The following is a 26457-nucleotide window of genomic DNA, read 5'->3' as shown; positions in this document are numbered from 1 at the left end:
GCTGGGGTCGGGGCATCGCGTTCAAGAAGGTCTCCTGCCTTGCAGTGCGGCCCGCGCGGCCGGGAGTGCCAGCGCGGACCACAGGGCATACATGGTGGCCGACGGATGCAGGCCATCGTCGGCCAGCATCGCGGTTTTGCCGCCACGTTCGCGGCTCACCGGGCCGATGTCGACCCAGTGTGCCCCGGCACGCGCGGTTTCCTCGCGGCAGATGGCGTTGAAGGCATCGATCTGGCTGGCGACCAGGTCGCGGTCGCGGCCCTGGGCGAAGGCGAACGGGGTCACGCCCCAGTCCGGGATGGCGAGCACCAGCACCCGCGCCGCATCACCGCCGGCGAATCCGGCTGCGCGCCGCAGCAGGGCGGCGAAGCGGGTGCGGAAGCCGCCAGGCTCCAGCCCGCGGTACTGGTCGTTCACGCCTGCCAGCAGGCTGACCAGGGCGTGGTCGGTCGCGATCGGCGACTGCGCGTGGGCGGCATCGATGCCGGCGTCCAGCTCATCCGTGGTCCAGCCGGTGGTGGCGATGATCCGCGGCGCGGGCAGGTCCAGTCCTTCGGCGCGCAGCGCCGCGGCCAGCTGCACCGGCCAGCGCCCGTCCTCCGCGATGCCTTCCCCGATCGTGTACGAATCGCCCAGGGCGAGGAAGCCTTGCGCCACGCTCAGGCCGCCGCGTTCCGCGCCTTGATCGGCACGACCTTGGTGTTCATCTCCGCGCGCCGCGACAGGGCGCGGTCGATGCGCGCGAACACCTCGCGCATCAGCCCGGCCTCGGGCAGCAGGGTCACGCGGAAATGGTCGCGGTAGGGCACGTTGAAGCTCGAGCCGGGGACGATCAGCACGTCCTCGGTCTCCAGCAGCTCCAGCGCGAACTGGTGGTCGTCGAAGCCGCGCGCGGCCGCGCCCACCACCGACGGGAACGCGTACAGCGCGCCCTTGGGTTCGATCAGGTGCAGGTGCTCGCTGGCGGCGCAGGCCTCGACCACGGCGCGGCGGGTCTCGTACAGGCGGCCGCCCGGCGCGCACAGCGCGCTGATGGTGTCCGGGCCGTTGACCGCCGCCTCGATCGCGTACTGGCCACCGACGTTGGCGCACAGGCGCAGGCCCGACAGCAGGTCCAGCGCGTTGCGGTAGTCGGCGGTGCGTTCGTGCGAGCCGGTGAGGATCGCCCAGCCCACGCGCCAGCCGCAGGCGCGGTGCACCTTGCTCAGGCCGGAGAAGGTGATGCACGGGTGGTCGCCGGCGATCGGCGCGGTCGGCTCGAACGCGGCGCCGTCGTACAGCACCTGGTCGTAGATCTCGTCCACCAGCAGCAGCAGGTTGTGGCGGCGCGCGACCGCGACCAGGCGCTCCAGCAGTTCCCTCGGGTAGACCGCGCCGGTGGGGTTGTTCGGGTTGATCAGCACGATCGCGCGGGTGCGCGCGGAAACCAGCGCCTCCACTTCCACCGGATCCGGCATGAAGCCGTTCTCCGGGGCGCAGCGGTAGTACACCGGACGGCCGTCGTTGAGGATCGTCGCCGCCGACCACAGCGGGTAGTCCGGCGACGGCACCAGCACCTCGTCGCCCGGGTTGAGCAGGGCGCGCAGGGTCATGTCGATCAGCTCGGACACGCCGTTGCCGACGAACACCCGGTCGGTATCCACGTGCGGCGCGCCGCGCTTGCGGTAGGCCGAAGCCAGCGCCTCGCGCGCGGCCGGCAGGCCGAGCTGGTGGGTGTACGGGTCGGTGCTGTCGATGTCCCGGATGATCGCCTGCTGCAGGTGCTCGGGCGCGCGGAAGCCGAATGCGCCCGGGTTGCCGATGTTGAGCTTGATCAGCTCGCGTCCTGCCGCCTCGAGGGCATGGGCTCGCCGGTTGAGCTCACCTCGGATCTCGTAGCGGACTTCCGACAGTCGCTCGCGCACGGCAAGCGTTTTTTCGGTGGACGACATGGCAGGGCCCAACGGGGCGGAGTGGGGTCTGGCATGGTATCGGAAATAACCGCCCCGGGAGCGTCACCGAGCGAGGCGGGGCGGTCGTTTCGGGCGAAACGGCCATCAGCCTGCAACGGCGCCCGGTGGACACCTGTGATCCCGCCATCGCGCGCCCATCCACGCGTGGCGCTCGGCTGCGCGGGCCGGGCACTACAATGCGCCCCGATGACATCCCCCGAACCCGACTACCCCACGCTGCAGCGCATCGGCTGGCCCTGGGCCGGCCCACCCGCGGCCCCTGCCTGGCAGGCGCTGTTCGAGCGCCATCCCGAAGGCCGCCCGGCACGGGTGAGCGAGCAGCACCGCACCGGCTATGCCCTGTCCGATGCGCCGGATACCGTGCCGTTCCGGGTGGAGTCGCCGCCGGAATGGCAGCGCCGCCCGGTGTTCACCGCCGATGGCGTGCCGCTGCACGAGCGCGCCGCGGTCGGCGACTGGGTGCTGCACGATGGCCGCCGCATCCTCGCCCTGCTGCCGCGGCGCACCGCGATCAAGCGCGCCGCCGCCGGCGAGCACTACCAGCAACAGGTGATCGCGGCCAACGTCGATACCGCCTTCGTGGTCTGCGGCCTGGACGCCGACTTCAACCCGCGCCGGATCGAGCGCTACCTGCTGCTGGTCGGTGGCGGTGGCGTGCAGCCGGTGATCGTGCTGACCAAGGCCGACCTCAACGGCGAGGCGCCCGAGCTGGCGCTGGAAGCGCTGGAGGACCTGCGCGCCCTGGGCGTGCCGGTGCTGCCGCTCAACGCCAAGGACCCGCAGGCCGCGGCCGCGCTGTCGCCGTGGCTCGCCCCGGGCTGCACCGCGGTGCTGGTCGGCTCCTCCGGTGCCGGCAAGTCCACCTTGACCAACAGCCTGCTGGGCCGGGAGCGGATGAAGACCGGCGAGGTCCGCGCCAGCGACTCGCGCGGCCGCCACACCACCACCCACCGCGCCCTGGTCCCGCTGCCCTCCGGCGCCTGCCTGGTCGATACCCCCGGCATGCGCGAGCTCAAGCCCACCGGCGAGGAGGAGCTGGCCGACGGCGCCTTCGGCGATATCGAGGAGCTGGCCAGCCAGTGCCGCTTCAACGACTGCGCCCACGACAGCGAACCTGGCTGCGCGGTGCAGGCGGCGATCGAGGCCGGCGAGGTGGATCCCGGGCGGGTGGCCAACTACCTCAAGCTGCGCGACGAGGTGGCCGGCGCCGCCGAGCGCCTGGCCCAGCGCATGGCACAGAAGGCCGAGGGGCGCGGCCTGGGTCGTGGGCCCAGGCGCCCCGGATCGCGCCCGCGACGCTAGCCGGTTGCGGTACGGTGCCTGCGGTCCGCCCTTGGCGGACGCACCGCGGAGCCGCCGATGACCGACGCCATCGCCCACCACGCCACACTGGACCAGCGCATGGTCCGCGCCGTCCGTGGCATCCGCCTGCTCGGCCTGGCCAGCTGGCCGGCCAGCGTGCAGGAGGAATTCCTCGCCGCCTGGCGCCAGGGCAGGGCCGGCCTGCCACGGGTCGAATACCCGAAGCTGGACTTCAGCGACGCCCGCGCCGAGCTGCAGGCCATCGCCGACGCCGCCGATCCCGACCACCCGCTGGGCATCTACCTGCGCGAATCGGCCGCCAGCTGGGCTGCGGCCGCGCGCCTGCTCGAGGCGCTGGGCACCACCCGGGCCGGCGCCGAATCCGTGGCCCTGTTCGGCCGGCCCGACCAGCCGCTGCCGGGCGAAGGCCCCACCACCCGCGAGGCCGCCCACCACTTCATCCAGCTGGCCAGCGAGCTGGACCACGAGCTGTTCTCGCCGGCCGAGCAGGTGCCGGTCTCTGCCACCGCCCTGGCCCTGCAGCTGCAGGGCGACCTGGACGAGTTCTTCGGCGGCCGCGTGGTCCAGGTCGAGCTGGACCTGGGACTGATCGCCAAGGCCGCCGCCGGCGCCACCCGCATCCGCCTGCGCGCCGGCGCCGCCTTCAGCGACTACGACCGCCGCCAGCTGTTCCACCACGAGGCCCTGGTGCATTCGCTGACCGCGCTCAACGGCCGCAACCAGGCCGTGCTGCCCAGCCTGGCCCTGGCTTCGCCGCGCGTCACCGCCACCCAGGAAGGCCTGGCGACCTTCGCCGAGCAGATCACCGGCAGCATCGACATCGGCCGCATGAAGCGGATCAGCCTGCGTACCGAGGCGGTGGCCATGGCCCTGGACGGCGCCGACTTCCTGCAGGTGTTCGGCTACTTCCTCGGCGCCGGGCAGCCGGAGGAGGAGAGCTTCGCCTCGGCCCAGCGCGTGTTCCGCGGCGTGCCGCTGTCCGGCGGCTGCGCCTTCACCAAGGACACGGTGTACCTGCGCGGCCTGCTCGGCGTGCATACCTTCTTCCGCCTGGCCCTGCAGCGCGACCGCCTGGTCCTGTGCCGCTGGCTGATGGCCGGCAAGATGACCCTGGACGACGTGGTCCGATTCGAACCGCTGTTCACCGATGGCACCTTGGCGCCGCCGCAGTGGCTGCCGCCCTGGATCGAGCGCGCTGGCGGCCTGGCCGGGCTGCTGGCGTTCTCGTTGTTCGCCAACCGCATCCGCATCGACCGCATCGACGACGGCGCCGCGCGCTGATCCGCCGCATCGTGCGTGACGAGCGCTGTCATGGGTTTTCAGCCGGCCAGGCCGCGTTTTGTTGCACTGCACCGTAAGTCCGAAGTCGCAACGGCGCCTGCACCGCGCGGCGCGCAAGGGGCCGCCGGAGCACCGGAACGCTTAGAATCGAGGCCCCTTGCGCTCGCGCCGAACCCGATCGATGTCCGAACAGGAAGATTTCAAACAGGCCGCCCTCGAATACCACCGCTCGCCGCGGCCCGGAAAGATCAAGGTCTCGCCGACCAAGGCCATGCTCACGCAGCGCGACCTGGCCCTGGCCTATTCGCCGGGCGTGGCCCACGCCTGCGAGGCGATCGTCGCCGACCCGAAGCAGGCCAGCGAGCTGACCGCGCGCGGCAACCTGGTGGCGGTGGTCTCCAACGGCACCGCGGTGCTGGGCCTGGGCAACATCGGCCCGCTGGCCGGCAAGCCGGTGATGGAAGGCAAGGGCGTGCTGTTCAAGAAGTTCGCCGGCATCGACGTGTTCGACATCGAGATCGACGAGAACGACCCGGATAAGCTGGTCGACATCATCGCCTCGCTGGAGCCGACCTTCGGCGGCATCAACCTCGAGGACATCAAGGCGCCGGAGTGCTTCATCGTCGAGCGCAAGCTGCGCGAGCGGATGAACATCCCGGTGTTCCACGACGACCAGCACGGCACGGCGATCATCGTCGGCGCGGCGGTGGTCAACGCCCTGCACGTGGTCGGCAAGAAGATCGAGGACGTGAAGCTGGCGACCACCGGCATGGGCGCCGCTGGCGTCTCCTGCGTGGACATGCTGGTCAAGCTGGGCCTGCGCCCGGAGAACATCCTGGCCTTCGACCGCGGCGGCGTGATCCACGCCGGCCGCACCGACCTGGACCCGGACAAGCTGCGCTACGCGCGCGACACTGACGCCCGCACCCTCGAGGACATCATCAAGGGCGCCGACATCTTCCTGGGCCTGTCGGCCGGCGGCATCCTCAAGCCAGAGATGGTGGCCACCATGGCCCCCAACCCGGTGATCCTGGCCCTGGCCAACCCGTACCCGGAGATCCTGCCCGAGGACGCGCGCCGCGTGCGCCCGGACGCGATCATCGCCACCGGCCGTTCGGACTACCCGAACCAGGTCAACAACGCCCTGTGCTTCCCCTACCTGTTCCGTGGCGCGCTGGACGTCGGCGCGACCGGCATCAACGAGGAGATGAAGATCGCCTGCGTGCACGCCATCGCGGCGCTGGCACGCAAGGAGGCCTCGGACCTGGGCAGCGCCTACGGCGACGAGGTCCCGAACTTCGGCCCCGAATACCTGATCCCGCGCCCGTTCGACCCGCGCCTGCTGGTCGAGCTGTCCTCGGCCGTGGCCCAGGCCGCGATGGACTCCGGCATCGCCGAGCGTCCGATCCAGGACATGGTGGCCTACCGCGAGAAGCTGGGGCAGTTCGTCTACCGTTCCAGCCTGCTGATGAAGCCGGTCTACGACCGCGCCCGCTCCGACCTCAAGCGCGTGGCCTACGCCGAGGGCGAGGAGGAAGTGGTGCTGCGCGCGGTGCAGACCGTGATCGACGAGAAGCTCGCCTTCCCGATCCTGATCGGCCGCCCCGAGGTGATCGAGAGCCGCATCCAGCGCCTGGGCCTGCGCATGCAGGCCGGCGTGGACTTCGAGATCACCAACCAGGACGACGACCCGCGCTTCAACGACTACTGGCAGCACTACCACGCCCTGACCGAGCGTCGTGGCGTCACCGTGGCCGCGGCCAAGACCCTGATGCGCTCGCGCACCACCCTGATCGGCGCGGTGATGGTCGCCCGGGGCGAGGCCGACGCGCTGCTGACCGGCATCGTCGGCCGCTTCCACAAGAAGCTCGGCTACGTGCGCAGCGTGATCCCGCTGGAGCCGCGGGTGCAGTCCACCTCGGCCATGACCGGCGTGATCAACCAGCAGGGCGTGTTCTTCTTCGTCGACACCCACGTCCAGGACGACCCGACCGCCGAGCAGATCGCCGAGGCCACCCTGCAGGCCGCGTTCCGCATGCGCCTGTTCGGCATCGAGCCGAACGTGGCCCTGCTGTCGCACTCCAACTTCGGCAGCCACGAGTCGAAGGACGCGGTGAAGATGCGCCAGGTACGCGAGCTCCTGCGCAGGCGCAGCCCGCGCCTGAACATGGACGGCGAGATGCAGGGCGACACCGCGTGGGACGAGATCCTGCGCGGCAAGATCATGCCCAACAGCACCCTCAAGGGCCGCGCCAACCTGTTCGTGATGCCGAACCTGGAAGCCGCGAACATCGCCTACAACCTGGTGCGAGTGTTCACCGACGGCATCGCCATCGGCCCGATCCTGATGGGCATCAGCAAGCCGGTGCACATCCTCACCACCAGCGCCACCCCGCGCCGCATCCTCAACATGACCGCCATCGCCGCGGTCGACGCCCAGATCCGCCAGCAGATGGAGGAGGGCCGGGGGGGCTGAGGCAACCCTTCAAGCTGACCGGTTGAATGGACACGGGCAGGAGCGGGAGCTCCTGCCCTTTTTATTTGGGCTTAACGGGCATGGCGGCATATCCGTCCGGGCTGGACCCGTAGTTGCCCAAGCCTTCGCCGCTCGTGTAGTAAAAATCCTACATCCGGGATTGGATTCCTCTGATTGAATCTGCCAGTGGCAGAAGCATGCTCAGGGCGCGCCAAGGCGCATTCTCATCAACCAGCCACTTCAAGGAGGAAGTGCCATGAGAACTTTGAGTAGCGTTGAACTGGAACATGTCGGAGGCGGTGTCCGCATCGTCCTCGCCCTCGGTGCAGCCATCGCATGGGCGCATGCCAACCGGGCATCCCTGCTGGCAATCGGTCAGGCGGCCAAGGAGGAGGATGAACGCCTTTCCAGCGAGTGCGAGGACTGAGCCATGCGTACGCTCTCTACTTCGGAATCCGCATACGTCACGGGCGGCAGCGGGGGCGCGGAGGCGCCGACCAACGCAGACGCTGATCGAGCGATCGGCAAGGCGGTCGGAAAGGCGTGGCACTCCCTGAACTCAACGCCGGCCAGGGTGCTGGGGGCGATCAGCCCGACAGGACTGGTCATGGGCGCGATCTGGCACTACGTGAGTCAGCATTGATGAACCGGTCCGGCCCTCCCCGGGCCGGACCATCTCCCAAAGGAGCAGACCATGAAGCGCAGCGGCTATCTGGCGATCCTGATGGTTCTTGGAGGATTCCTGTACGCGTGGCATCACAGGGCGAGCATCGTGCATATCGCACAGATCGCCGCAGAGACCGACGCGCAGCTCTCGCAGGAGTGCGAGTAGCGTCCCGTCAGCTTATGCACATCGGCACTTCGTGGAAGGCATCCGGCCAGATGAGCGTCTGACTACGTCAGGCGTGCGGAAGTTGGCCGGAGGCAGTCCAGCGCCGCCTAGCGGGACCTGGCTTCGCCGCGTGCCACGACACAATCACGAGGTGGATGCCGGGGAGCGTGCCGCGCAGGTTGGGGGTAAGTGCGCCGTTTGAGGAGCGTTCCAGTGGCTTGGGTGACGCCACCCGAGCTTGCTCTACCCGCAAGGTTCTCTGGGAATGGCCCGCGAAGTGGCGCCGTCGTGGCGGTCGAGCCCAGCTCCGCCAGCAGCTGGAAGAGGGGGCGGGGTAACTGGACTGGTATAGCGGAACTCGGAAAAGCCTGACAGGAAGATCGGGATTTCCGGGATTGACCGCACTTGTTCGGTGGATAAATTGCCTCCGGGGGCGGAATAGGCCGTCCCCGCGCACATCAAGGAGGATTTATGCGCAGCTTGAAAGTCCAGGAGATCCACTCCGTTGCTGGCGGAAACAATCGCAGCAGCGGCACCTCCAACCAGTCTGGCTCGTCCGCCCGCCAAGCGGCCCTCCAGAACTGCCGTGGACTTCCCGATAGCACAAAGGTGACCATCAGCTACGGTGCCACCGCCACTGTCGGCGGCAGGGTGGGCGGAATCGGTGGCGACGCTACCACCACCCAGGGGGCCACGGTTGAGACGACCTGTGGCGATCTTCGCGCGGCAGAAGAGCGGGCAAGGAACTGACGAAAGGGGCGCGCAGGAGTCCTGCGCGCCCGTTCCATGTGCGCATCCGGAGACTGCAAGATGGATGGGTTGCCACCACCAGTAGCACAAGTCGCGATCGATTCCGCCGCCTGGACCCAGACGGACCGAATTCGTTGGCCTTCGAAGGACGCTTTCGTACTGGTGTACGTCGGCGCGAGTGATTCCCGTACTTCGCTACTCCGTGTGTCGCGAGATCGCCACGAGTTTCGTATGGGGCAAGCTGACGATCACCTGGTCGTGGTTCTGGGCCTGGAGCCTGGGATCACAGGTGGTGAGGAAGCCTTGGACTTCCTCGCTGCGCATGAATCATTCCATCTTGCCGCGCAGTACTACGGATCGCGGATTCCATTCTCATATACCGAAATTGACGAGCGCGTGGTCAAGGCGTACTCGATGGATGAGCGCTTGTCGCGGGTCTATGACGCGGTGGACGAGATGCATCGCAGTGCAACTGGGGGAAATACTTCTCCCGCATGTGACGAACTCGCTGCTGCGATCGGATCGATGGAAGGTGGAGCGCGGACCTACTTCACCTACAAAGCCTTTTGGGAATGGCCGGCAGAGTTCTATGCCTACACCACGGCGTTCAAAGGTTCGTTGGCCGAGTACGAATCATTTCGTTCCCGGCTCTTTGCCGACGATGTCGGCTATCGATTGTTTACTTCGGGGGTGAAAGTTGCCGAGATGCTCGAGTCGAGGCTTGGCCGGAACGCGTGGCAGGAGCGGGCGGTGCGTGGTGAGTCGATGCTTGCGATGTTCTCGGAAGCGTACGGCTGTGGTCTCCAACTCGACGAGTCGCCGACCCTAACCGTGCTGAACCTGGAGCTTCCCGCTCCGGTCGGTCACTAATCCCCTCGACAGGTTTTCTGCGTTGCTGGAGGCACGTCAAATCAACCGCTATGCGGCTCGCCCCTTGTATTGAGCTTCTCTTTTCAACAACCCTTCTCTGCATCGCATCGAAATACGCGTCGGCGTCGTCGGCGCAGGCGCAACCTTCAAGATTGGCACGAAGGAAAGCTACATTACTTGCAACGGAGCGGGATCAAGCTGGAGCGACCTCGCGTCGATCACCTACAGGGCATTGGCGGCGAGTCCGTTTACTGTTCCCGGCATTATTGAGCGCTACATCAAGAATTCCGAAAGGTGAGTTTTGCGGGGAAGGGGCTTCGTGCCCCTTCCCTCATGGTGACCGAATGGCGGGGCCAGATATTCACAGTTGGAAGCTAGTTGCTTCTGGCTTCTTGGTCACCTTAATAGGTGGGCTTGGGTTGTGGCTGTCTGAGGCGATTGAGCTCGCCTGGGGAAAGCCTGTGTGCGAGGGCACACTCGCGCTGGTCTTGCTCTGGCTCTATCCAGAGAAGGAATCTCGTAGGTGGTCGATTAGCCTCGTGATCTGGCTCGTGGTTGCAGCGATCGGCCTAGCCGCCTTCTGGGTGGCTGCAGTCGCTTGGGGTAGAACGAAGTTCCTCGATGTCTCTCAGCTCTCTATCACGGCGGTGGCGGTGACCTTGGTCGGTGCCGTGGTCACCGCGCCGATCTACGAGGAGAAGGTCGTGCGAGGACTTTTGCTTGATGGGCTATCGCGGCTCACGAACGGCCTAACTGCAGCCGTTCTCGTGTCGCTTGTATTTGGCTTTGTCCATGCCGGCCCACTGTTCTGGCCAGTGGTCTTCTCGCTGGCCCTATGCATGCTTGCACTGAAATGGCGCGTAAGCACGTTGCAGCGAGCATTGGTCCACGGGATCGTGAATCTCTTGGTCTTGCTCTGGTATGGAACTAAGGGGTACGGGCTTTTCTTGTAGCGTTCAGGCGGCGCGGCCGCACAAAACTTCCTGTCGCTATGAGGCCTTGGCAGCCTCCGCCACAAGCTTTTGCTGCGTTGCGTCCAAGCGCTGGTCTGCCTATTCCACCGAGGCGAAGATGTCTTTGAGGGAGGCGGTGTCGTCGACGTCGAAGACCTTCTGGATCCGCGGCTGCGGTTTGACCAGAAGAGGCTGCGGTGGCGGCGGGCGAGCGAACCCTCCTGAATCGAGTACGTATGGATGACATGCCGCCACCCGCTGCCTATGTCGCAATCGATCCAGTCGCGTGGAGCCGTGCAGCAGGGACGGTGGCCGTCCGGCGAGCGGAGTCTCGCCGTAGTTTCCGGGAGCAGCTTTCCCATCACCCGTTGCTGAGGGTGCTCGTCCGGTGCGGCGTGGTGTTGCACCGCTAGTCGTCGGAGCCGTCGTGGTCGCGGTCGTGGTAGTTGCTGCCATCGGCACCGTGGCGCCTATGGAGTCTCGAAGGGTTGCTCTGGTTCCGCCGAGGTGACCGACAAGGGCGTCAAAGTCGAGGTCACAGCAAGGGTAAGGTGACGCGCTAGGGGCACGGTGGCTTCGCCAGCGTGCCTTACGGAGGACGTATGGCTAGGACAGCTTTGCTTGTTGTCGGCTCGTTTGTTGCTCTCGAGATCGCCATTCGCGCGTGGGCCCGGCTAGGCCTCGAGGTCGACAGCACTATCCACTTGGCGGGGCCGCTGTACTTGACGCACACGATCAACGAAACGAGGGTGATGCTGTTCGGGTGGAGCGCTATCGCCTGGCTACTGATCGCCCTGTTGATTGCTTCGATCTTCTGTTCGTTTTTCTTCTGGGTAGGCCGAGCGCAGCCCGGACTTGGTCATCACTGGATGGTGCGCCTGGGATTCCTGGCATCAGCCGCGTTGGTCGCCATTGCACTACTGAATGCAGCCGAGTATGTCGCGCTTGGAGGTGTGACTGATTACCTGGCCATGGTGGACCTGGAAACCAAGCGGGTGAGGGTCATCAACATCGCTGACATCGTCGTGGTCCTGGCTTCGGTTGCCGCGGTCGTCGGACAGATAGGCACGACTGTTGAACTGGTCCGCAGGTCGATATTCAGGACCGGCGTGACTTGAGCGCAGCTGGCGATGTGGGGCCATCTGAATGAACGCTGGGGGGCCGTCCAAGGTACTGAAAGGTCGTGGGTGCCCGCGCTCTTGGGGGTCCTGGAAAAGACCTGCCAAGAGAGAGCGCGGAACCAAGAGCGGCCTGACGGCTACGCCTGTACCTGAGCGGCGGCCACCTTCGCCACCAGCTTCCGCTGCATCGCATCCAGGTACTGGTCCGCTTCTTCCACCGAGGCGAAGACGTCCTTGAGGGGAACGGCGTCGACGACGTCGAAGACCTTCTGGATCTGCGGCTGCGGGTTGATCAGCAGCACGCTGCGGTGGCGGCGGGCGAGGGCGCGGCGGACGCGCGACAGCGAGCGCAGGCCGGCGCTGCTGATGTAGTTGAGGCCTTCCAGGTCCAGCACCACGGAGGACACGCGCTCGTCGGCAAGCAGCGGGTCGATGGCGTGGTCCAGTTCGGAGTGGCTGCCGGTATCCAGGCGGCCGCTAACGGCAATGCGCTGGACTCCGTTCTGCGGGGGCGTGGGGTCGATCCTGAGCTGGCTCATCACTGCTTCTCTCCAGACCCGCGGGCCTGGGGGAGGGCGCCGCGGAGGTCCCGGGGGTAGGACCAGACTGGATCGTATGGCGGGGTTTGCTAAGGACGCGTGTGTTTTCCCGGCGCAGCTGAACCGCGTTTCAGCGTTGCGATGCGGGGGTGATCCGGCCCGAATCGTTCAGGACCGGATGGCATACGTATTCATGCGTTTGTGCATACCTGCCCGGTCTCCGGGCCTCCCTCCGATCCGCTTTGCGGGTTTGTCAGGTGCTCCCGCCCCCGGGCTCGTGGCGTGTGGAGGGCGGCGGATCCCGTCCCAAGGCAGGCACGACAGCGCCGGATAGGCTCGGACTTGCGCCGCCCGAGGCTTGATATGCCTCGCTTTCCGCAGGCTCGCCGTTTGCACTGGTCGCAGCGCCCTCCAACCACGCACCGGATTGGTTGCCACGGATACCAATATCGCCACCCATCCGAAGCCGAAAGCCCGACCTGCCGCGCACCTCCAAACCTCCGCAAACCCTTGTCGCAGCGCAACATCCGGGGACTCAGCGTCCTGCTACATACGCCTCCGTAGCGAAGCGTCGCGTGGCACCCGTGCGTTAAACTCCCCGGTCCACAAGAACAACGTCACGTCGCGTCCCCACGCGCGGCAATGGGAGTGATATGAACTGGCTGAACGATGTGCTGCAGAACGATCCGGATCCGGTAGAGACCCGGGAATGGATCGAGTCGCTCAAGGCGGTCATCGACCGTGATGGCCCGGAGCGTGCGCACGCACTGCTGGAGGACATGGTCGAGCTGACCCGCCGGTCCGGCGCGTTCCTGCCGTTCTCCCCGACCACGGAGTACGTCAACACCATCCCGCCGCACCAGGAGGCCAAGAGCCCCGGCAACGCGGAGCTGGAGTGGCGCATCCGTTCGATCATCCGCTGGAACGCGATGGCCACCGTCGTCCGGGCCAACCGCAAGCCGGGCGACCTCGGCGGCCACATCGCCTCCTTCGCCTCGGCGGCGACCCTGTACGACGTGGGCTTCAACCACTTCTGGCGCGCCCCGTCCGACCAGCACCCGGGCGACCTGCTCTACATCCAGGGCCACAGCGCCCCGGGCATCTATGCGCGTTCCTTCCTGGAAGGCCGCATCAGCGAGAACCAGCTGGACAACTTCCGCATGGAAGTCGACGGCCGCGGCATCTCGTCCTACCCGCACCCCTGGCTGATGCCGGACTACTGGCAGACCCCGACCGTGTCCATGGGCCTGGGCCCGCTGGGCGCGATCTACCAGGCGCAGTTCATGAAGTACCTGGAGCACCGCGGCCTGATCGAGCCGTCCGACCGCAAGGTCTGGTGCTTCATCGGCGACGGCGAGTCCGACGAGCCGGAGACCCTGGGCGCCATCGCCCTGGCCGGCCGCGAGGGCCTGGACAACCTGATCTTCGTGGTGAACTGCAACCTGCAGCGCCTGGATGGCCCGGTGCGCGGCAACGGCAAGATCATCCAGGAGCTGGAAGGCGTGTTCCGCGGCGGCGGCTGGAACGTCATCAAGCTGCTGTGGGGCTCGTACTGGGATCCCCTCCTTGCCAAGGACACCAACGGCGTCCTGCGCAAGCTGATGATGGAAACCGTCGACGGCGAGTACCAGAACTGCAAGGCCTTCGGCGGCGCGTATACCCGCGAGCATTTCTTCGGCAAGTACCCGGAGACCGCCGCCATGGTCGCGTCCCTGTCGGACGAGGACATCTGGCGCCTCAACCGCGGTGGCCATGACCCGCACAAGGTCTATGCCGCCTACCACCAGGCGGTGAACACCAAGGGCATGCCGACCGTGATCCTGGCCAAGACGGTCAAGGGCTACGGCATGGGCTCGGCGGGCGAGTCGCTCAACCCGACCCACCAGACCAAGAAGCTGGACGACGACGCCGTGCGCGCGTTCCGCGACCGCTTCAACATCCCGATCAGCGACAAGCAGCTGGCCGACGCCGAGCAGGTGCCGTTCTACCACCCCGGCGAGGACTCGCCGGAAGTGCAGTACCTCAAGGAGCGCCGCGCCGCCCTCGGCGGCTACCTGCCGCAGCGTCGCCGCAAGGCCAGCAAGTCCTTCGCCGTGCCCGGCCTGGACAAGTACGAGCGCCTGCTCAAGTCCAGCGGCGAGCGCAGCTACTCCACCACCATGGCCTTCGTGCAGACCCTCAACATCGCCCTGCGCGACAAGGAAGTGGGTCCGCGCCTGGTGCCGATCGTGGCCGACGAGGCCCGCACCTTCGGCATGGAAGGCCTGTTCCGCCAGATCGGCATCTACGCCCCGTTCGGCCAGAAGTACAAGCCGGTCGACTCCGACCAGCTGATGTACTACCGCGAGGACCAGGCCGGCCAGGTGCTGCAGCAGGGCATCAGCGAGCCCGGCGCGATCGCCTCGTGGATGGCCGCCGGCACCAGCTACTCGGTGTCCGACGTGCCGATGCTGCCGTTCTACATCTACTACTCGATGTTCGGCTTCCAGCGCGTGGGCGACATCGCCTGGCAGGCCGCCGACATGCGTACCCGCGGCTTCCTGCTCGGCGGCACCGCCGGCCGCACCACGCTCAACGGCGAAGGCCTGCAGCACGAGGACGGCCACAGCCACCTGCTGGCCGGCGCCATCCCGAACGTGCGCTCCTACGACCCGACCTTCGGCTACGAAGTGACGGTGATCCTGCAGCACGGCATGAAGGCCATGCTCGAGGACCAGATCGACGAGTACTACTACATCACCCTGATGAACGAGAACTACGCCCATCCGGAAATGCCGGCCGGTGCGGAGCAGGGCATCATCAAGGGCATGTACCTGCTGCAGGATGCCGGCAAGCCGAAGAAGGGCGAGCTGCGCGTGCAGCTGCTGGGCAGCGGCACCATCCTGCGCGAGGCCATCGCCGCCGCCGAGCTGCTGGACAAGGACTTCGGCGTCACCGCCGACATCTGGTCCTGCCCCAGTTTCAACGAGCTGCGTCGCGACGGTTACGACGCCGAGCGCTGGAACCGCATGAACCCGGAGGCCAAGGCCCCGCGCAAGGCCTACGTGACCGAGCTGCTGGAAGGCCGCCAGGGCCCGGCGATCGCCGCCACCGACTACGTGCGCGTGTTCGCCGACCAGATCCGCGCCTTCGTGCCGATGAGCTACACCGTCCTGGGCACCGACGGCTTCGGCCGCTCCGACACCCGCGCCAACCTGCGCCGCTTCTTCGAGGTGGACCGCTACTACATCGCCCACGCGGCGATCGCGGCCCTGGCCAAGGACGGCAAGATGACCGGCAAGGACGTGGCCAGGGCGATCAAGCTGTACAAGATCGATCCGGAGAAGGCGAATCCTGTTGGGGTTTGATCTGTAGCGGTAGCTAGAACGGAAAAGGCGGCCTCATGGCCGCCTTTTTCTCTTTGGAGCGAAGCGAACCTGACCCCGTCCTCGACCCCTTCTTCGCAGAGACGCCCAGGGGGGCACACGGTCCTGAACGCCCTGCTGCGTCTTATCTGTACTTGGGGATGAAGGTGAGCCGAAACGCCTTGATGGACGTGACGGCGCGTGCCAGCTAAGGACGAGAGTCAGAACAATCGTTGCAACCACTTGGAACTACAGGCAGATTTCGACCGGCACACATAGGGGGCTGCTTGATCTCTGGCGACGTCCCCCCGCCAAACTCTGGCGGCTGCAACCGCCCATCCACGGAGGGACCATGAAGACCGTGATCCACTTGACGATATTAGCGATCGCGCTGCAGGCGTCGGCGGCATCTGCGCAGGCATTGTGGGGCGGGGCGGCCTACGGGATGGACCTGGCGCAGGTCCAGGCGAAGGTGCCGCAGGCCCGGGTGCCGGAGAGCCCGGATGAGTTGGCCGGTGGCGAGAGCGAGGGGCTGCGGGTGGAGGGCGTGGAGGTGGCCGGCCACCGGTTCCAGGCTTCGTACTTCTTCGCCGGCGGCGCGCTTGTGCAGGTGGATCTGGTGCAACGGGCCGCGCGGGCCGGGCGCGCGGACCTGCAGGTGTTCCAGGACGTGGCCGCGGCGCTGGAGGCCCAGCACGGTGCACCAGCGGGCAGCACGCAGCAGGATGAGCCGTTCGAGCGCCGTCGCGTGCATTGGCAGGTGGCGGACACGCAGGTGGCGCTGCTGCTGTTCCAGCTCGGCGATGCCTCGCTGGTGAAGGTGGTCTACCAGGTGCAGCCACCGGATGCGCCACCACCTGTGCGGTTGCGCTCGGACGGTTGAAAACCGGGGTCAGTGAAACCGGGGTCGGAGTGCACGTTCCTCAGAAGCCCGGTCACAGCGCCCTTTCCTCGAAGCTTCTCCGCTTCCGCGGCCGGCCGATCCTTGCCGGCCCGGCCCGGCCCGGCCCGACGCGGCGCCCCAGCTGGCGCTCGACGGCTTGGCGGAAGCGGTCGCTGCCGAGGTCGTCGCGCTGGAGCGTCGCACGGATCTGCTCGATCCCGGCAGCTTCCAGTCCGGCGATGACCAGCGCGCGGTAGGCGGCGCGGCGAGTCGGGGCGTCGAAAACAGGGGTCAGAGTGCGCGCCCCGCCCGGCATCCCTGGCGACGGACGCGGCGGTAGACCGCAAGGCCCGTGCTCCCGCTGCAGCAGCTGTTTGCCGCCCCGGTTGCCGGTAATCAGCGAAGCCCCGCTTCCGGCGCGATCGTATGGACGACCTTGCCCTCCGCATCGAGGAACTCGATGGCGCCGTAGCCGGCGTCGGTGATGGTCAGGCGCAGGCGGGCGCGGTCGGCCTTGTCGTTGAGGGCGACGCTGGGCGTGCCGTCGGCCGCCACCTGCATGCGGATCCGGGTCGGGGCCGCCACGCCGGGGATCAGCCGGTTGTCCAGTGCCGGTTCGCGCACCAGTGGGGGTGCCTGGTTGATCGAGAACGCGACCGAGCCGTCCGGCGACACGCGCCAGCCCACCGCATCCATCGCCGGGTGGTCCAGGGCCAGGACGGCCATGCCAGCCTCCACGTCGGCCGTGCCGAAGCCGCCGCGCTCGCTGCCCTTGTCGTCGTACAGCACCATGCCGGCCACGTCGAACGCGCGCCGGTACTGGATGCCGTCGATGATGGGGGCCGGGGTCCGGCCGGCCAGCGTCATCCGGATCACGCCATCCTCGTCGACGATGTCGATGCGGCGCGCGGTGATGCGCTCGTGGTCCGGCGCGTCCACGCGGGTCTGCGGCGTGCGCGAGGCGATGATGCGCTCCAGCGTCTGCACCGAGGGCCGCTTCGGCGCCGCCTCGCTGGCCGATGCCGGGAGAGCGGTGCAAAGCGCGGCGAAGACGAACGGGACGGCGGCGGCGTGCTTCAAGGGCATTCTGTGCTCCGTTGGCGGTTGCGATGCGATGTCGCAAGGATATGCGTCGCGTGCGACGACCGGGATCCGGCGCCAGCAGGCCGAGCCGGGGGGCACTCGCCGTGGCGACGGGTTGAAACCGGGGTCAGAGTGCACTTTCCTGCGGGCTGCCTGGCTTCGGCGGCCGTCCGATCCTGGCCGGGCCGGCGCGGCGTCCCAGCTGGCGCTCGATGGCCTGGCGGAAGCGGTCGTTGCCGAGAACGTGCTGGCGCTGGAGCGTCGCGCGGATCTGCCCGATTTCGTCAGGGTCCAGCCCGGCGATGACCAGCGCGCGGTAGGCGGCGCGGGAAAACCGGGGTCAGAGTTCAATTTCTCCCGGGTGCGGCCCGGGCGGTCGGCTCCAGTCGAGGGGAAATTGCACTCTGACCCCGGTTTTCGACCCATACGGCGGCCAAACGCCTGCCGGGCGCCGGCTTCACCGGGCCCCCGGCAACGCATAGAGTCGCCGGAACGAACATTGGCGGGCCAGGGGGAAGCATGTCCGGGAAGCTGCTGGCGGGCGCGGCGATCGCGCTCGCGCTAAGTGCGTGCACCACTACCCGCTACACCATCGTGCCGCTGGAGGCCCACGGCGCCCAGGTCAGTTTCCACAACGGGCGGCCGACCACCGACCTGGAGCTGCGCAACGGCGCGGTGCAGGTCACTCCGCTGGGCGTGGAGGTCAACGGGCGGATCAGCTTCGCCGTGGCCGGCTACAACAAGCTCGACGAACCGGTGGACTTCGGCTCGGAGAACTTCAGCGCCCGCGTGGGCGGGGCCTGGGTGCCGGTGTACTCGTACGAGGACCTGGAGCGCGAGGCCGAATCGGCCGCGACCTGGGCGGCGTTCGCCGTGGCACTGACCGGCGTGGCCACCGCGGTGGCGGCCACGAACGAGGCCTACAAGACCGTCGACACCACCATCTACACCCCGCGCGGCCCGCGCCCGGCGCGCGCCACCTACTACGACCCGGCCACCGCGGCGATGGGCACGGCAGCCGCCACCGCGATCACCGTCGGCGGCGTGTACCTGATCGACCAGGAGCTGCACGCCACCCTCGACCGGCTCGGCCACACCATCCTGCAGACCACCACCGTCGGCCCGCAGGAATCCTGGGGCGGCCAGATCGTCGTCGGCCGCGCACGTGGCCGCATGCCTTACGACGTCGAGGTGGTCGCCAACTGGAACGACGAGGTTTACCGGTTCCGGTACCGTGTGGAGAAGCGGCCGTAGGCGGCCAGCCAAAAACCGGGGTCAGAGTGCAATTTCGTGCCGACTCGCCTGGGGTGTCCGAAGGCTCTCGAGCGGAAAATTGCACTCTGACCCCGGTTTTGGCTTTTGCTTCCGAGGGCGGCCGGGCCGGCCTGGGGCCACGCGTCGCCCAAGCCTGCGCTGGATGTCCTCACGGAAGTCGTCGCTACCCAATGCGCGCTGGGTTCCCATCGCGCGCCTGATCTCCTCGACTTCGGTCGGCTCGAGGCCACGTGTCACCAGTGAGCGATAGACGGCGCGGCGTGTATCGTCGTCCCGCTCCAGTGCCAGATAACGCGGATGCGGCTGCACCAGCGGATCCGGGCGGCCCAGCGCATTGGCGCCGTGGCTCGACCACGGATAGTCCGCAGGATCGACCACCATGCCCGCCCGCACCGGGTTGAGTTCGATGTAGCGGTAGCAGCGCAGCAGGTAATCCTCGGAGTCGACCAGGCAGGACCGGTAGCGTCCTTCCCACAGGGTGCCGGTCCGCTGGTAGCGGTCGTTGAAGTAGCGCACGTAGCGTCGGCCCAGGGACTGCATCAGCGCCGACACCGCCCGCACCCGCGCGGGCGACAGCAGCAGGTGCACGTGGTTGGTCATCAGCACGTAGGCATGGACCTGGCAGTCGTGCGTGCGCGCGAGTTCGCGCAGGTCATGCAGGTAGCGGACGCGGTCGATGTCGGCAAAGAAGCAGGGCTGGCGGTCGTTGCCGCGCTGGATCAGGTGCTGGCTGACGCCGGGAAGGTCGAGACGGGGGCGGCGGGGCATGGAGGGGCTGGGCGTGGTGGAACCGCCCCAGTGTCGATGGCCGCCAAGCCCAGGTCTGTCGGGCGAGTACGGCCGGGGATGTCGGGAATCCCGGAAATTGCACTCTGACCCCGGTTTTCGTGTCGATCCGGGGGTGGCCTGGGCGTCGTACTGGCGATTCCCAAGCAAGGAGTTCGCCATGAGCACGCAGACACCGGCCAAGGGCCCCGCCTCGTACTTCCCGTCGATCGAACGCAGCTACGGCAAGCCGGTCGCCCACTGGCTGTCGGTGCTGGACCAGACCGCCGGGCTGAAGCACATGGACCAGGTCGCCCTGCTCAAGCAGACCCACGGCCTGGGGCATGGGCATGCCAATGCCCTGGTCGCATGGCATCGGGCGCAGCGGGGGACGGCTGCATGAAGCTGCTTTACAGCCGCAACCCGAACCCGCGCCTGGCGGTGGCGACCGCGCGCTTCCTGCGGGCGCCGGTGGAGTTCGAGTTCGCCGCGCCGCTGGCGCCCGGCCAGGCGGAGCGCTACCGCCCGCTCAACCCCGCGCTGCGGGTGCCCATCCTCGTCTACGACGACGGCACCAGCCTCTGGGAGGCCGACGCCATCGCCTGCCGGCTGTCGCGCGAGGTGGGTTCGCAGTTCTGGCGGACCGGGCTGGCCGAGCCGGGGATGATCCAGTGGATCAGCTGGGGCAAGCAGAACTTCGTCCGCGCCTGCGACATGGTCCAGTTCGAATACGTGACCAAGCAGCGCTATGGCCTGGGCCGGGTCGAGGCCGGAGAGGTGGCGAAGGGCCTGGAGCTGTTCGCCGAAAGCGCCCCCCTGCTGGATTCGCAACTGGCCGAGCGGCCATGGCTCCTGCCCGATGGCATCTCCTATGCCGACTTCCGCATGGCCAGCTTCCTCCCGCACCACGGGATTGCCGGCCTGCCGCTGCGGGACTATCCCGCGATCAGCGCCTGGTACGCCCGCATCGAAGCGCTGCAGCCTTGGGCGGACCCCTTCGCCGGACTCGATGCCCCGGAGCTGCCGCCGGTGCCATAGCGGCCGCGCAGAAAACCGGGGTCAGAGTGCGATTTCTCTCCGGCGGCGCAGGCGTGCGCGGACCGAACGGAGAGAAATTGCACTCTGACCCCGGTTTCTGGTCTTGCTGGCGCGTCAGTGCTCCAGCGCGATCCGGTTCATGCCGCTGGCCTCGGCCGCGGCGAGGATCTTCACCAGTCCCTCGTACTCGGCGTTGGCGTCGGTGCTGATCCGCAGCTGCGGCAGGTTGCCGGCATGCTCGGCGGCCTGTTCCTGCAGACGGCCCTGCAGCTGGGACATGGCGACCGGTGTGCCGTCCCAGGTCAGCTGGTTGGCCGCATCCAGGTGCAGGGCGATCGGTGGCGGTGGATCGGGCCGGTCAACGGGCCGCTCCGAACGCTGTGGCAGCTGCAGCGGGATCGGACGGGTGACCATCGGCGCGGTCACGATGAAGATGATCAGCAACACCAGCATGACGTCGATCAGCGGGGTCACGTTGATCTCGGCCAGTGGTCCGGTTCTTCCTGCGGTACTGAACGCCATGGTCCGCTCCTGCAGCGGGGCCGGTCGCCCCAAGCTCGACATTACGCCTGGCGTTGCCGAATCGGCTGACCGTTCGTCGGCATCGAGGGAGGCGAAAACCGGGGTCAGAGTGCAATTTTCCCGACGTTGCCCGTCGCCTCGGAAGCCGGTCGGGCGGGAAATCGGACTCTGACCCCGGTTTTGCTTCTACAGCCCGGCGGCGGCGGGGTAGAGCTCGCGGTCCTCGCGGCACAGGCGCTCGAAGAGGGCGCGCAGGACGGTGTTGGCGTCGCGGCGGAAGCCTTCCGGGTCCTCCTGCAGCCGTGCCGGTACCCGCCAGCGCTCGACGAAGCGCCCGAAGGCCTGGGACAGGCCCTGCATCTCCGACTGGTAGCGGGCGCTGATGGCGGCCACTTCCGGCATGGCGGAAGTGGCGAGCCGGGGATAGAGCACCTGGTCCTCGGCGGCCAGATGGAACTTGATCAGGCTGGCGGTTTCGACGATCGCCTGGCTGATGTGTTCTGCGTTGGCGTCGATCCCGGCCCGTGACAGGGACCGGAGGGTGTCGATCTGTTGCAGGATCGACGCGTGGTCGCGGTGGTAGCGATCCATGTTCATTGTGGGGGGGACTGCCTTTCTCGCATTCGTGACTATTGCGACCTGGACGGCCGAGGGCCGCCCGGGCGTGGCTGCACTGTGCCGGGCCGCGTCGGCGCGCGCGCTGACATGGGTCAAGCCCAGCGGCGCTTGCCCCCCGATCCCCATGAAGGCCAATGCGGCTTGCATTGCACGCGGTACTGGCGTCTGCTGCAGCCGGCGCCGGATCACGGGCCTGCAAGGGGGGAGCCATGGAAGACATGCGTAGGTCCGCAACGCGGGCCGGAGGGTGGGGGCTGATCGTGCTGCTGCTCGCGCCGTTGGCCCAAGCCCATCCCGGCGGCCTCAACAGCAAGGGCTGCCACAACGACCGCAAGAACGGTGGCTACCACTGCCACCGCGGTCCGCCGCCGGGGCGCAGTCAGCCAGCCAGGCACAGGCCGTGCGCGCGACCCCGGCCAAGGCCGCACCTGGCAGCGGTCGCACGTACCGCAATTGCGCCGAGGCGCGGGCCGCCGGCGCCGCTCCAGTCCGGCGTGGGGAACCCGGCTATGGGACGCATCTGGACCGCGACAATGACGGGGTGGGGTGCGAGTAGGCGAGAGAAAAAACCGGGGTCAGAGTGCGATTTCCGGTCCGGCCAAAGGGCGGGCCGTAGCGGTCCGAGGGAGAAATCGCACTCTGACCCCGGTTTTTGCCTGGGTCGATGCTCGGGAAATTGCACTCTGACCCCGGTTTTCGCTCTGACCCCGGTTTTCGACCCCGGTTTTCGGGGGCCGATAAGATTGGGCGGTGCAGCCGCCCGTCGCGGGCGGCCCTGGGGAGGAAGCGATGCAGGTGAAGGGAGTGGCCCTGCTGGGGCTGGTGGTGCTGGGTGGCGTGGCGGGCGATGCGCTGGCGGCGCGCAAGGGCGCGGATGCGTGCGCGGAGCTGGTCGGGTTCAGGGATGCGCGGCTGAAGCTGGAGGTGACTGGCGCCGAGCGGGTGCCGGTCGCGCCTCCGGGGACGGTGCGGGCGGCGTCGTACCTGCCGCCGATCGCGGTGGAGCTGCCGGCCTACTGCAAGGTCTCCGGCCGGATCAACGACCGCACCGCGGTCGATGGCACGCGCTACGGCATCGGGTTCGAGCTGGCGCTGCCGGAAGGCTGGAACGGGCGCTTCCTGTTCCAGGGCGGTGGCGGGCTCAATGGCTCGATCGCGCCGGCACTGGGCACGACCGCCGCCGGTGATGCACCCGCGCTGGCCCGCGGCTTCGCCGTGGTCTCCACCGACAGCGGCCACGAGGGCGAGGGCTTCGATGCCTCCTTCATGCAGGACCAGCGTGCCGCGCTGGATTTCGCCCACGCCTCGGTCGGCACCACCGCTCAGGCCGCGCTGCTGCTGGTCGAGCGCTACTACGGCAAGGCGCCGCATCATTCCTACATGGCCGGCTGCTCGACCGGTGGCCGCGAGACCATGCTGGCGACCCAGCGCTATCCGGAGCTGTTCGACGGCGTGATCGCGGTGGCCCCGGCGATGCGCACCGGCTTCTCCAACCTGGCGTTGGCCAACGCACGCACGAAATTCATGTCGGCCGCGCCGCGCGATGCGCAGGGCAGGCCGCTGCTGGCGCAGACCTATTCGGGTGGCGACAAGTCGCTCATCCTCAAGGAATTGCTGGCCCAGTGCGACGCGCTGGACGGCCTGGCAGACGGGGTGATCGAGAACGTGCTGGCCTGCCGCTTCGAGCCGAAGAAGCTGCAGTGCAAGGCAGGCAAGCAGGACGGCTGCCTCTCCGCCGCCCAGGTCACCGCCCTGGACCAGGCGTTCAAGGCGCCGCGTGATGCCTCCGGTGCGCCGCTGTATGTCGACTACCCCTACGACACCGGCATTGTCTACGAGGGCCCGGGCATCCCCGGCTTCCTGCCGACGGAAGGGCCGGACATCCTCGCCGCGGTGATGCCGAAGGCCGAGGGCTTCGATCCCGACGCCACCGCCGCCCGGGTGCGTGCCGACGCGGTGCAGATGCTCACCGACACCAATGCCTGGACCAACCTCGGCAGCTTCCTCGGTCGCGGCGGCAAGGCCATGTACGCGCATGGGGTCAGCGATCCCTGGTTCTCGGCTTGGGACACGCTGGACTACTTCAAGCGCGCCGAGGCCGCCAATGGCGCCCAGGCCTGGAACGATGCGGCGCGGTTCTACTTTGTCCCCGGCATGGGCCACTGCGGCGGCGGTACCGCGCGCGACCAGTTCGACCTGCTGACCCCGCTGGTGGAATGGGTGGAGCAGGGCCAGACGCCCGGCCAGGTGCTCGCCCGCGGTGCCGCGCTGGAAGGCGAGCGCCCGCTGTGCCCGTACCCGACCCATGCGCATTACATGGGTGGGGATGCGGCTTCAGCGGAAAGCTATGAATGCAGGAAGTAGACAGCCGTAGCCCGGAAAAGGCCGCAGGCCGCCTCCGGGGTCTGTGCGTGCGTCCACACACCAAATGAGTTGGACCATCACTGCCTGCGTGGCCACACCCCGGGTGCGCTTCGCTTACCCGGGCTACGCCTTTGGCCAACTCCCTCCAGAGTGGCTGGGGGAGCGGGTAGGAGGCCTTGCAAGGCTGAAGGTGCCCGCGCTGTTACCCCGGCCCGGGTGTCGAAGATTGGCGCGACGCTCGTCCGGCGGGGCCGGGCAACCGACCCTCACCCCTAACCCCCACGCGCGCGATCAGGGGTGCGCGGACCAGTGGTCCGCGAACGCACCCCCCGCCCCGACGGGGGGGAACAATCCATGCGCGTGCACGCATGACCTGGGAGCCCCGGGCGTTACTCGTCGTGGATGGACAATGCCCCGGGCGCGCTGCGCTTACCCGGGCTACGCCTATAAGCCTCCCCCCTGGAGAGGGAGAGGAAGAAGGTAGGGAGCTTTTCGAGGCTGGATGCCCGCGCTGTTAGCCGGCGTGTGTATCGACGACGGGCGCGACGGGCGTTCGGCGGCACTGGGTAACCGACCCTCAGCCCTGACCCTGCTCCGCAGATGCGGCCCTTCACCGTGCCGGGACCGAACAATCCCTGCGCGTGGCACGCATGACCTGGGTGCGTCAGGCGTTGCTTGTCGTAGATGGACAAGACCCCGGGTGCGCTGCGCTTACCCGGGCTACGCCTTTGGCCCTCCCTCCGCGGAGGGGGAGAGTGTAGGGAGCTTGCGAGGCTGGCGGCGCCTGTTACCCCGCCCTGCATATCGAAGGTTGCGCGACGCTCGTCCGGCGGCGCTGAAACAGCCCTCTCACCCCAAAACCTCTCCCCGCTCCACGCCCGCGCCCGCCCGCGCCCGCGCCCGCGCCCGCGCCCGCGCCAGGGCCAGGGCCAGGGCCAGGGCCAGGGCGCTCAGGGGAAGCGTGAACCCGTGGCCCGCAAACACCCCCTTCATCCCCCGCCGGGGGGAACCGAACTCTGGCCCGCCATACGGAGGGGGAGACCGACACGCCTCAGGACTGTGGCCGCTATCACCTCCGTGAACGTTCCCCATACGCCGGGTTCAATTCTGCAGGGGGGGAGGGCCGTTATCGACGGTGGCGGACCACGCCTGCCGACGCCCACGATCCCTTCCAGCGACCAGCCTTGATGAACTCCACTGCACAACGCACCGACAGTGATGGCGATTCCCTGGCGGCGCCCCGGCGCCCCGGCGCCCCGGCGCCCCGGCGCCCCGGCGCCTTGGGCTGTTCCGGCGGTTCGAGCCGGGGCTGGAGGCCGAGTACCGCGCGTTCCAGGACGCGGCCCAGGTAAAGCGCATCCGTGGCGCGCTTGGTGCGGCGGTGGTGGTGCTGTTCGGCTACACCGTGCTGGACCTGTTCGTGGCGCCGAAGCCGATCATGGCCGAGGTGGTGGCGCTGCGCCTTTCGCTGATGGTCATGCCCCTGCTGCTGTTGCTGGCCGCCTCCTACCGCCAGCAGTGGCGCAGCATCCTGCACCACATCGCCGGTGCCGCCTGCCTGTGCGCGGCGCTGGGCGCGGTCACCCTGGTGGTGCGCAGCCGCTACCAGGGCCTGCCGCTGGACTACGAAGGCGTGCTGCTGGTGCTGATGTACATGTACGGCTGCGGCGCCATGCGCCTGCGGACCGCCATCGTCTGCGGCACCACCACCACCATCGTCTATCCGCTGGCCGAGGCCTGGGTGGGGCTGCCGCAGGACATACTGGTGGTGCGCACGATGTTCATCGTCACCACCAACATCATCGGCATCATCACCGCCTGGGTGCTGGACCAGGAGGGGCGCGGCAACTTCCTGATGGCGCGCCAGCTGCGCGGCATGGCCCAACGCGACTACCTCACCGGCCTGCCCAACCGCCGCGCCTTCGCCGAGCGCATCGACGCGGTCTGGCAGCAGGCGCGCGGGGAGCAGCGGCCGCTGGGCATCGCCCTGATGGACGTGGACTGGTTCAAGGCCTACAACGACCGCTACGGCCATCCGGCCGGCGACCGGGTGCTGCGCGCGGTGGGCCGGGTGCTGGGCGCGCATGCGCGCGGGCCGCTGGACATGGTCGCCCGCCACGGCGGCGAGGAATTCGTCTGCGTCTGGTACGACGCCACCCTGGCCGAGGTCGAGACCACCCTGGCCGCGATCCATGCCGACATCGCCAGCCTGGGCATCGAGCACGCCGGCTCGCACGTGCCCGGCAACCGCCTGACCATCAGCATCGGCCTGCACTACCTGTATCCGCAGGCCGGCAAGCCGCCCACCGAGGCCCTGCTGCGCGCCGACCAGGCCCTGTACGAGGCCAAGGCCAGCGGCCGCCACACTACGGTGGTCACCCTGGCCGAGCCGATCTCGCAGCCGCCGGAAGAGCCGGACGACGAGATGCCGCCGGAAGCGGTCGTGGTGCGCGGCGCGACGGACTGAC

23 protein-coding genes and 1 pseudogene are annotated in these 26457 nt (G+C 68.1%); 17 read left to right on the top strand and 7 right to left on the bottom strand.

All coding sequences use genetic code 11. From position 1 onward, the window contains the following. Nucleotides 1-21: 21 nt before the first annotated feature. Both PSESU_RS13675 and PSESU_RS13670 read right to left on the bottom strand, forming a co-directional pair. Nucleotides 22-657, bottom strand: a complete 636-nt coding sequence (locus PSESU_RS13675) for an SGNH/GDSL hydrolase family protein (RefSeq protein WP_013536387.1) — start codon at nucleotides 655-657, stop codon at nucleotides 22-24. 2 nt (nucleotides 658-659) lie between these two features. Beyond that, nucleotides 660-1931: a pyridoxal phosphate-dependent aminotransferase gene (locus tag PSESU_RS13670; RefSeq protein WP_013536386.1), complete on the bottom strand. Its 1272-nt coding sequence runs from the start codon at nucleotides 1929-1931 to the stop codon at nucleotides 660-662. Between the two features lie 207 nt (nucleotides 1932-2138). On the opposite strand from PSESU_RS13670, the gene rsgA reads away from it, so the two are divergent. The 8 genes from rsgA to PSESU_RS13635 all read left to right on the top strand — a co-directional run bounded on the left by rsgA (nucleotide 2139) and on the right by PSESU_RS13635 (nucleotide 11555). Next, nucleotides 2139-3254, top strand: coding sequence for a ribosome small subunit-dependent GTPase A (gene rsgA / locus PSESU_RS13665; RefSeq protein ID WP_013536385.1), 1116 nt, complete (start codon nucleotides 2139-2141; stop codon nucleotides 3252-3254). Nucleotides 3255-3311: 57 nt separating this feature from the next. Beyond that, on the top strand, nucleotides 3312-4556 hold the full coding sequence (locus PSESU_RS13660) for a flavohemoglobin expression-modulating QEGLA motif protein (RefSeq protein ID WP_013536384.1): 1245 nt from the start codon (nucleotides 3312-3314) through the stop codon (nucleotides 4554-4556). Between the two features lie 181 nt (nucleotides 4557-4737). Beyond that, nucleotides 4738-7032 carry an NADP-dependent malic enzyme gene (locus PSESU_RS13655; RefSeq protein WP_013536383.1) on the top strand — a complete coding sequence of 765 codons (2295 nt, stop codon included), beginning with the start codon at nucleotides 4738-4740 and terminating at the stop codon, nucleotides 7030-7032. A 256-nt stretch (nucleotides 7033-7288) separates the two neighbouring features. Further along, nucleotides 7289-7459, top strand: a complete 171-nt coding sequence (locus PSESU_RS16295) for a hypothetical protein (protein WP_013536382.1) — start codon at nucleotides 7289-7291, stop codon at nucleotides 7457-7459. Between the two features lie 267 nt (nucleotides 7460-7726). Beyond that, the gene (locus PSESU_RS16290) at nucleotides 7727-7864 is read left to right on the top strand and encodes a hypothetical protein (RefSeq protein ID WP_013536380.1); all 138 of its coding nucleotides are present in this window, start codon (nucleotides 7727-7729) and stop codon (nucleotides 7862-7864) included. A gap of 981 nt (nucleotides 7865-8845) precedes the next feature. Next, nucleotides 8846-9484 carry a hypothetical protein gene (locus PSESU_RS16285; protein WP_155942777.1) on the top strand — a complete coding sequence of 213 codons (639 nt, stop codon included), beginning with the start codon at nucleotides 8846-8848 and terminating at the stop codon, nucleotides 9482-9484. A 344-nt stretch (nucleotides 9485-9828) separates the two neighbouring features. Then, entirely contained in the window at nucleotides 9829-10437 is a 609-nt protein-coding gene (locus PSESU_RS13640; protein ID WP_041764176.1) for a CPBP family intramembrane glutamic endopeptidase, read from the top strand. Nucleotides 10438-11039: 602 nt separating this feature from the next. Further along, nucleotides 11040-11555 (top strand): signal peptidase II, encoded by a 516-nt coding sequence (locus PSESU_RS13635; RefSeq protein WP_013536376.1) that lies wholly within the window; start codon nucleotides 11040-11042, stop codon nucleotides 11553-11555. A 140-nt stretch (nucleotides 11556-11695) separates the two neighbouring features. On the opposite strand, the gene PSESU_RS13630 is transcribed toward PSESU_RS13635, so the two are convergent. Continuing rightward, a complete protein-coding gene (locus tag PSESU_RS13630; protein WP_013536375.1) occupies nucleotides 11696-12097 on the bottom strand; it encodes an STAS domain-containing protein in 402 nt (133 codons plus the stop codon). Nucleotides 12098-12750: 653 nt separating this feature from the next. Here PSESU_RS13630 and aceE point away from each other — a divergent pair. Then, nucleotides 12751-15444: a pyruvate dehydrogenase (acetyl-transferring), homodimeric type gene (aceE, locus tag PSESU_RS13625; RefSeq protein WP_013536374.1), complete on the top strand. Its 2694-nt coding sequence runs from the start codon at nucleotides 12751-12753 to the stop codon at nucleotides 15442-15444. A 349-nt stretch (nucleotides 15445-15793) separates the two neighbouring features. Beyond that, nucleotides 15794-16324 (top strand): hypothetical protein, encoded by a 531-nt coding sequence (locus tag PSESU_RS15770; protein WP_013536373.1) that lies wholly within the window; start codon nucleotides 15794-15796, stop codon nucleotides 16322-16324. 396 nt (nucleotides 16325-16720) lie between these two features. On the opposite strand, the gene PSESU_RS13610 is transcribed toward PSESU_RS15770, so the two are convergent. Then, nucleotides 16721-17410 (bottom strand): hypothetical protein, encoded by a 690-nt coding sequence (locus tag PSESU_RS13610; protein ID WP_013536371.1) that lies wholly within the window; start codon nucleotides 17408-17410, stop codon nucleotides 16721-16723. Between the two features lie 516 nt (nucleotides 17411-17926). Between PSESU_RS13610 and PSESU_RS13605 the strand changes: the two genes are divergently transcribed. Then, the gene (locus PSESU_RS13605; protein WP_013536370.1) at nucleotides 17927-18661 is read left to right on the top strand and encodes a hypothetical protein; all 735 of its coding nucleotides are present in this window, start codon (nucleotides 17927-17929) and stop codon (nucleotides 18659-18661) included. Between the two features lie 21 nt (nucleotides 18662-18682). Here PSESU_RS13605 and PSESU_RS13600 read toward each other — a convergent pair whose 3' ends face one another. Next, complete coding sequence (locus tag PSESU_RS13600; protein ID WP_013536369.1) at nucleotides 18683-19450, bottom strand: transposase; 768 nt, start codon at nucleotides 19448-19450, stop codon at nucleotides 18683-18685. A 178-nt stretch (nucleotides 19451-19628) separates the two neighbouring features. Here PSESU_RS13600 and PSESU_RS13595 point away from each other — a divergent pair, with 178 nt between their 5' ends. Both PSESU_RS13595 and PSESU_RS13590 read left to right on the top strand, forming a co-directional pair. Beyond that, nucleotides 19629-19850 carry a DUF4287 domain-containing protein gene (locus tag PSESU_RS13595; protein WP_013536368.1) on the top strand — a complete coding sequence of 74 codons (222 nt, stop codon included), beginning with the start codon at nucleotides 19629-19631 and terminating at the stop codon, nucleotides 19848-19850. Further along, the gene (locus tag PSESU_RS13590) at nucleotides 19847-20485 is read left to right on the top strand and encodes a glutathione S-transferase family protein (protein ID WP_013536367.1); all 639 of its coding nucleotides are present in this window, start codon (nucleotides 19847-19849) and stop codon (nucleotides 20483-20485) included. Before PSESU_RS13595 ends, PSESU_RS13590 begins: the two co-directional genes overlap by 4 nt. A 114-nt stretch (nucleotides 20486-20599) precedes the next feature. On the opposite strand, the gene PSESU_RS13585 is transcribed toward PSESU_RS13590, so the two are convergent. Further along, nucleotides 20600-21007: an ExbD/TolR family protein gene (locus tag PSESU_RS13585; RefSeq protein ID WP_013536366.1), complete on the bottom strand. Its 408-nt coding sequence runs from the start codon at nucleotides 21005-21007 to the stop codon at nucleotides 20600-20602. 186 nt (nucleotides 21008-21193) lie between these two features. Beyond that, nucleotides 21194-21598 carry a hemerythrin domain-containing protein gene (locus tag PSESU_RS13580; RefSeq protein ID WP_233275231.1) on the bottom strand — a complete coding sequence of 135 codons (405 nt, stop codon included), beginning with the start codon at nucleotides 21596-21598 and terminating at the stop codon, nucleotides 21194-21196. Nucleotides 21599-21759: 161 nt separating this feature from the next. On the opposite strand from PSESU_RS13580, the pseudogene PSESU_RS16650 reads away from it, so the two are divergent. The 4 genes and pseudogenes from PSESU_RS16650 to PSESU_RS13570 form a co-directional block, all read left to right on the top strand. Next, a pseudogene (locus PSESU_RS16650) lies at nucleotides 21760-21972 on the top strand (YHYH domain-containing protein); the annotation flags it as partial. Continuing rightward, nucleotides 21873-22181: an excalibur calcium-binding domain-containing protein gene (locus PSESU_RS16605; RefSeq protein ID WP_203415161.1), complete on the top strand. Its 309-nt coding sequence runs from the start codon at nucleotides 21873-21875 to the stop codon at nucleotides 22179-22181. The pseudogene PSESU_RS16650 and the gene PSESU_RS16605, both read left to right, overlap by 100 nt. A 233-nt stretch (nucleotides 22182-22414) precedes the next feature. Then, nucleotides 22415-23989, top strand: coding sequence for a tannase/feruloyl esterase family alpha/beta hydrolase (locus tag PSESU_RS13575; RefSeq protein ID WP_013536364.1), 1575 nt, complete (start codon nucleotides 22415-22417; stop codon nucleotides 23987-23989). Nucleotides 23990-25370: 1381 nt separating this feature from the next. Next, nucleotides 25371-26456 (top strand): GGDEF domain-containing protein, encoded by a 1086-nt coding sequence (locus tag PSESU_RS13570; RefSeq protein WP_233275230.1) that lies wholly within the window; start codon nucleotides 25371-25373, stop codon nucleotides 26454-26456. Nucleotide 26457 lies beyond the last annotated feature (1 nt).

Source organism: Pseudoxanthomonas suwonensis 11-1 (genome assembly GCF_000185965.1).
Lineage (GTDB): Bacteria > Pseudomonadota > Gammaproteobacteria > Xanthomonadales > Xanthomonadaceae > Pseudoxanthomonas > Pseudoxanthomonas suwonensis_A.
This window is presented reverse-complemented; position numbering and strand designations above follow the sequence as displayed.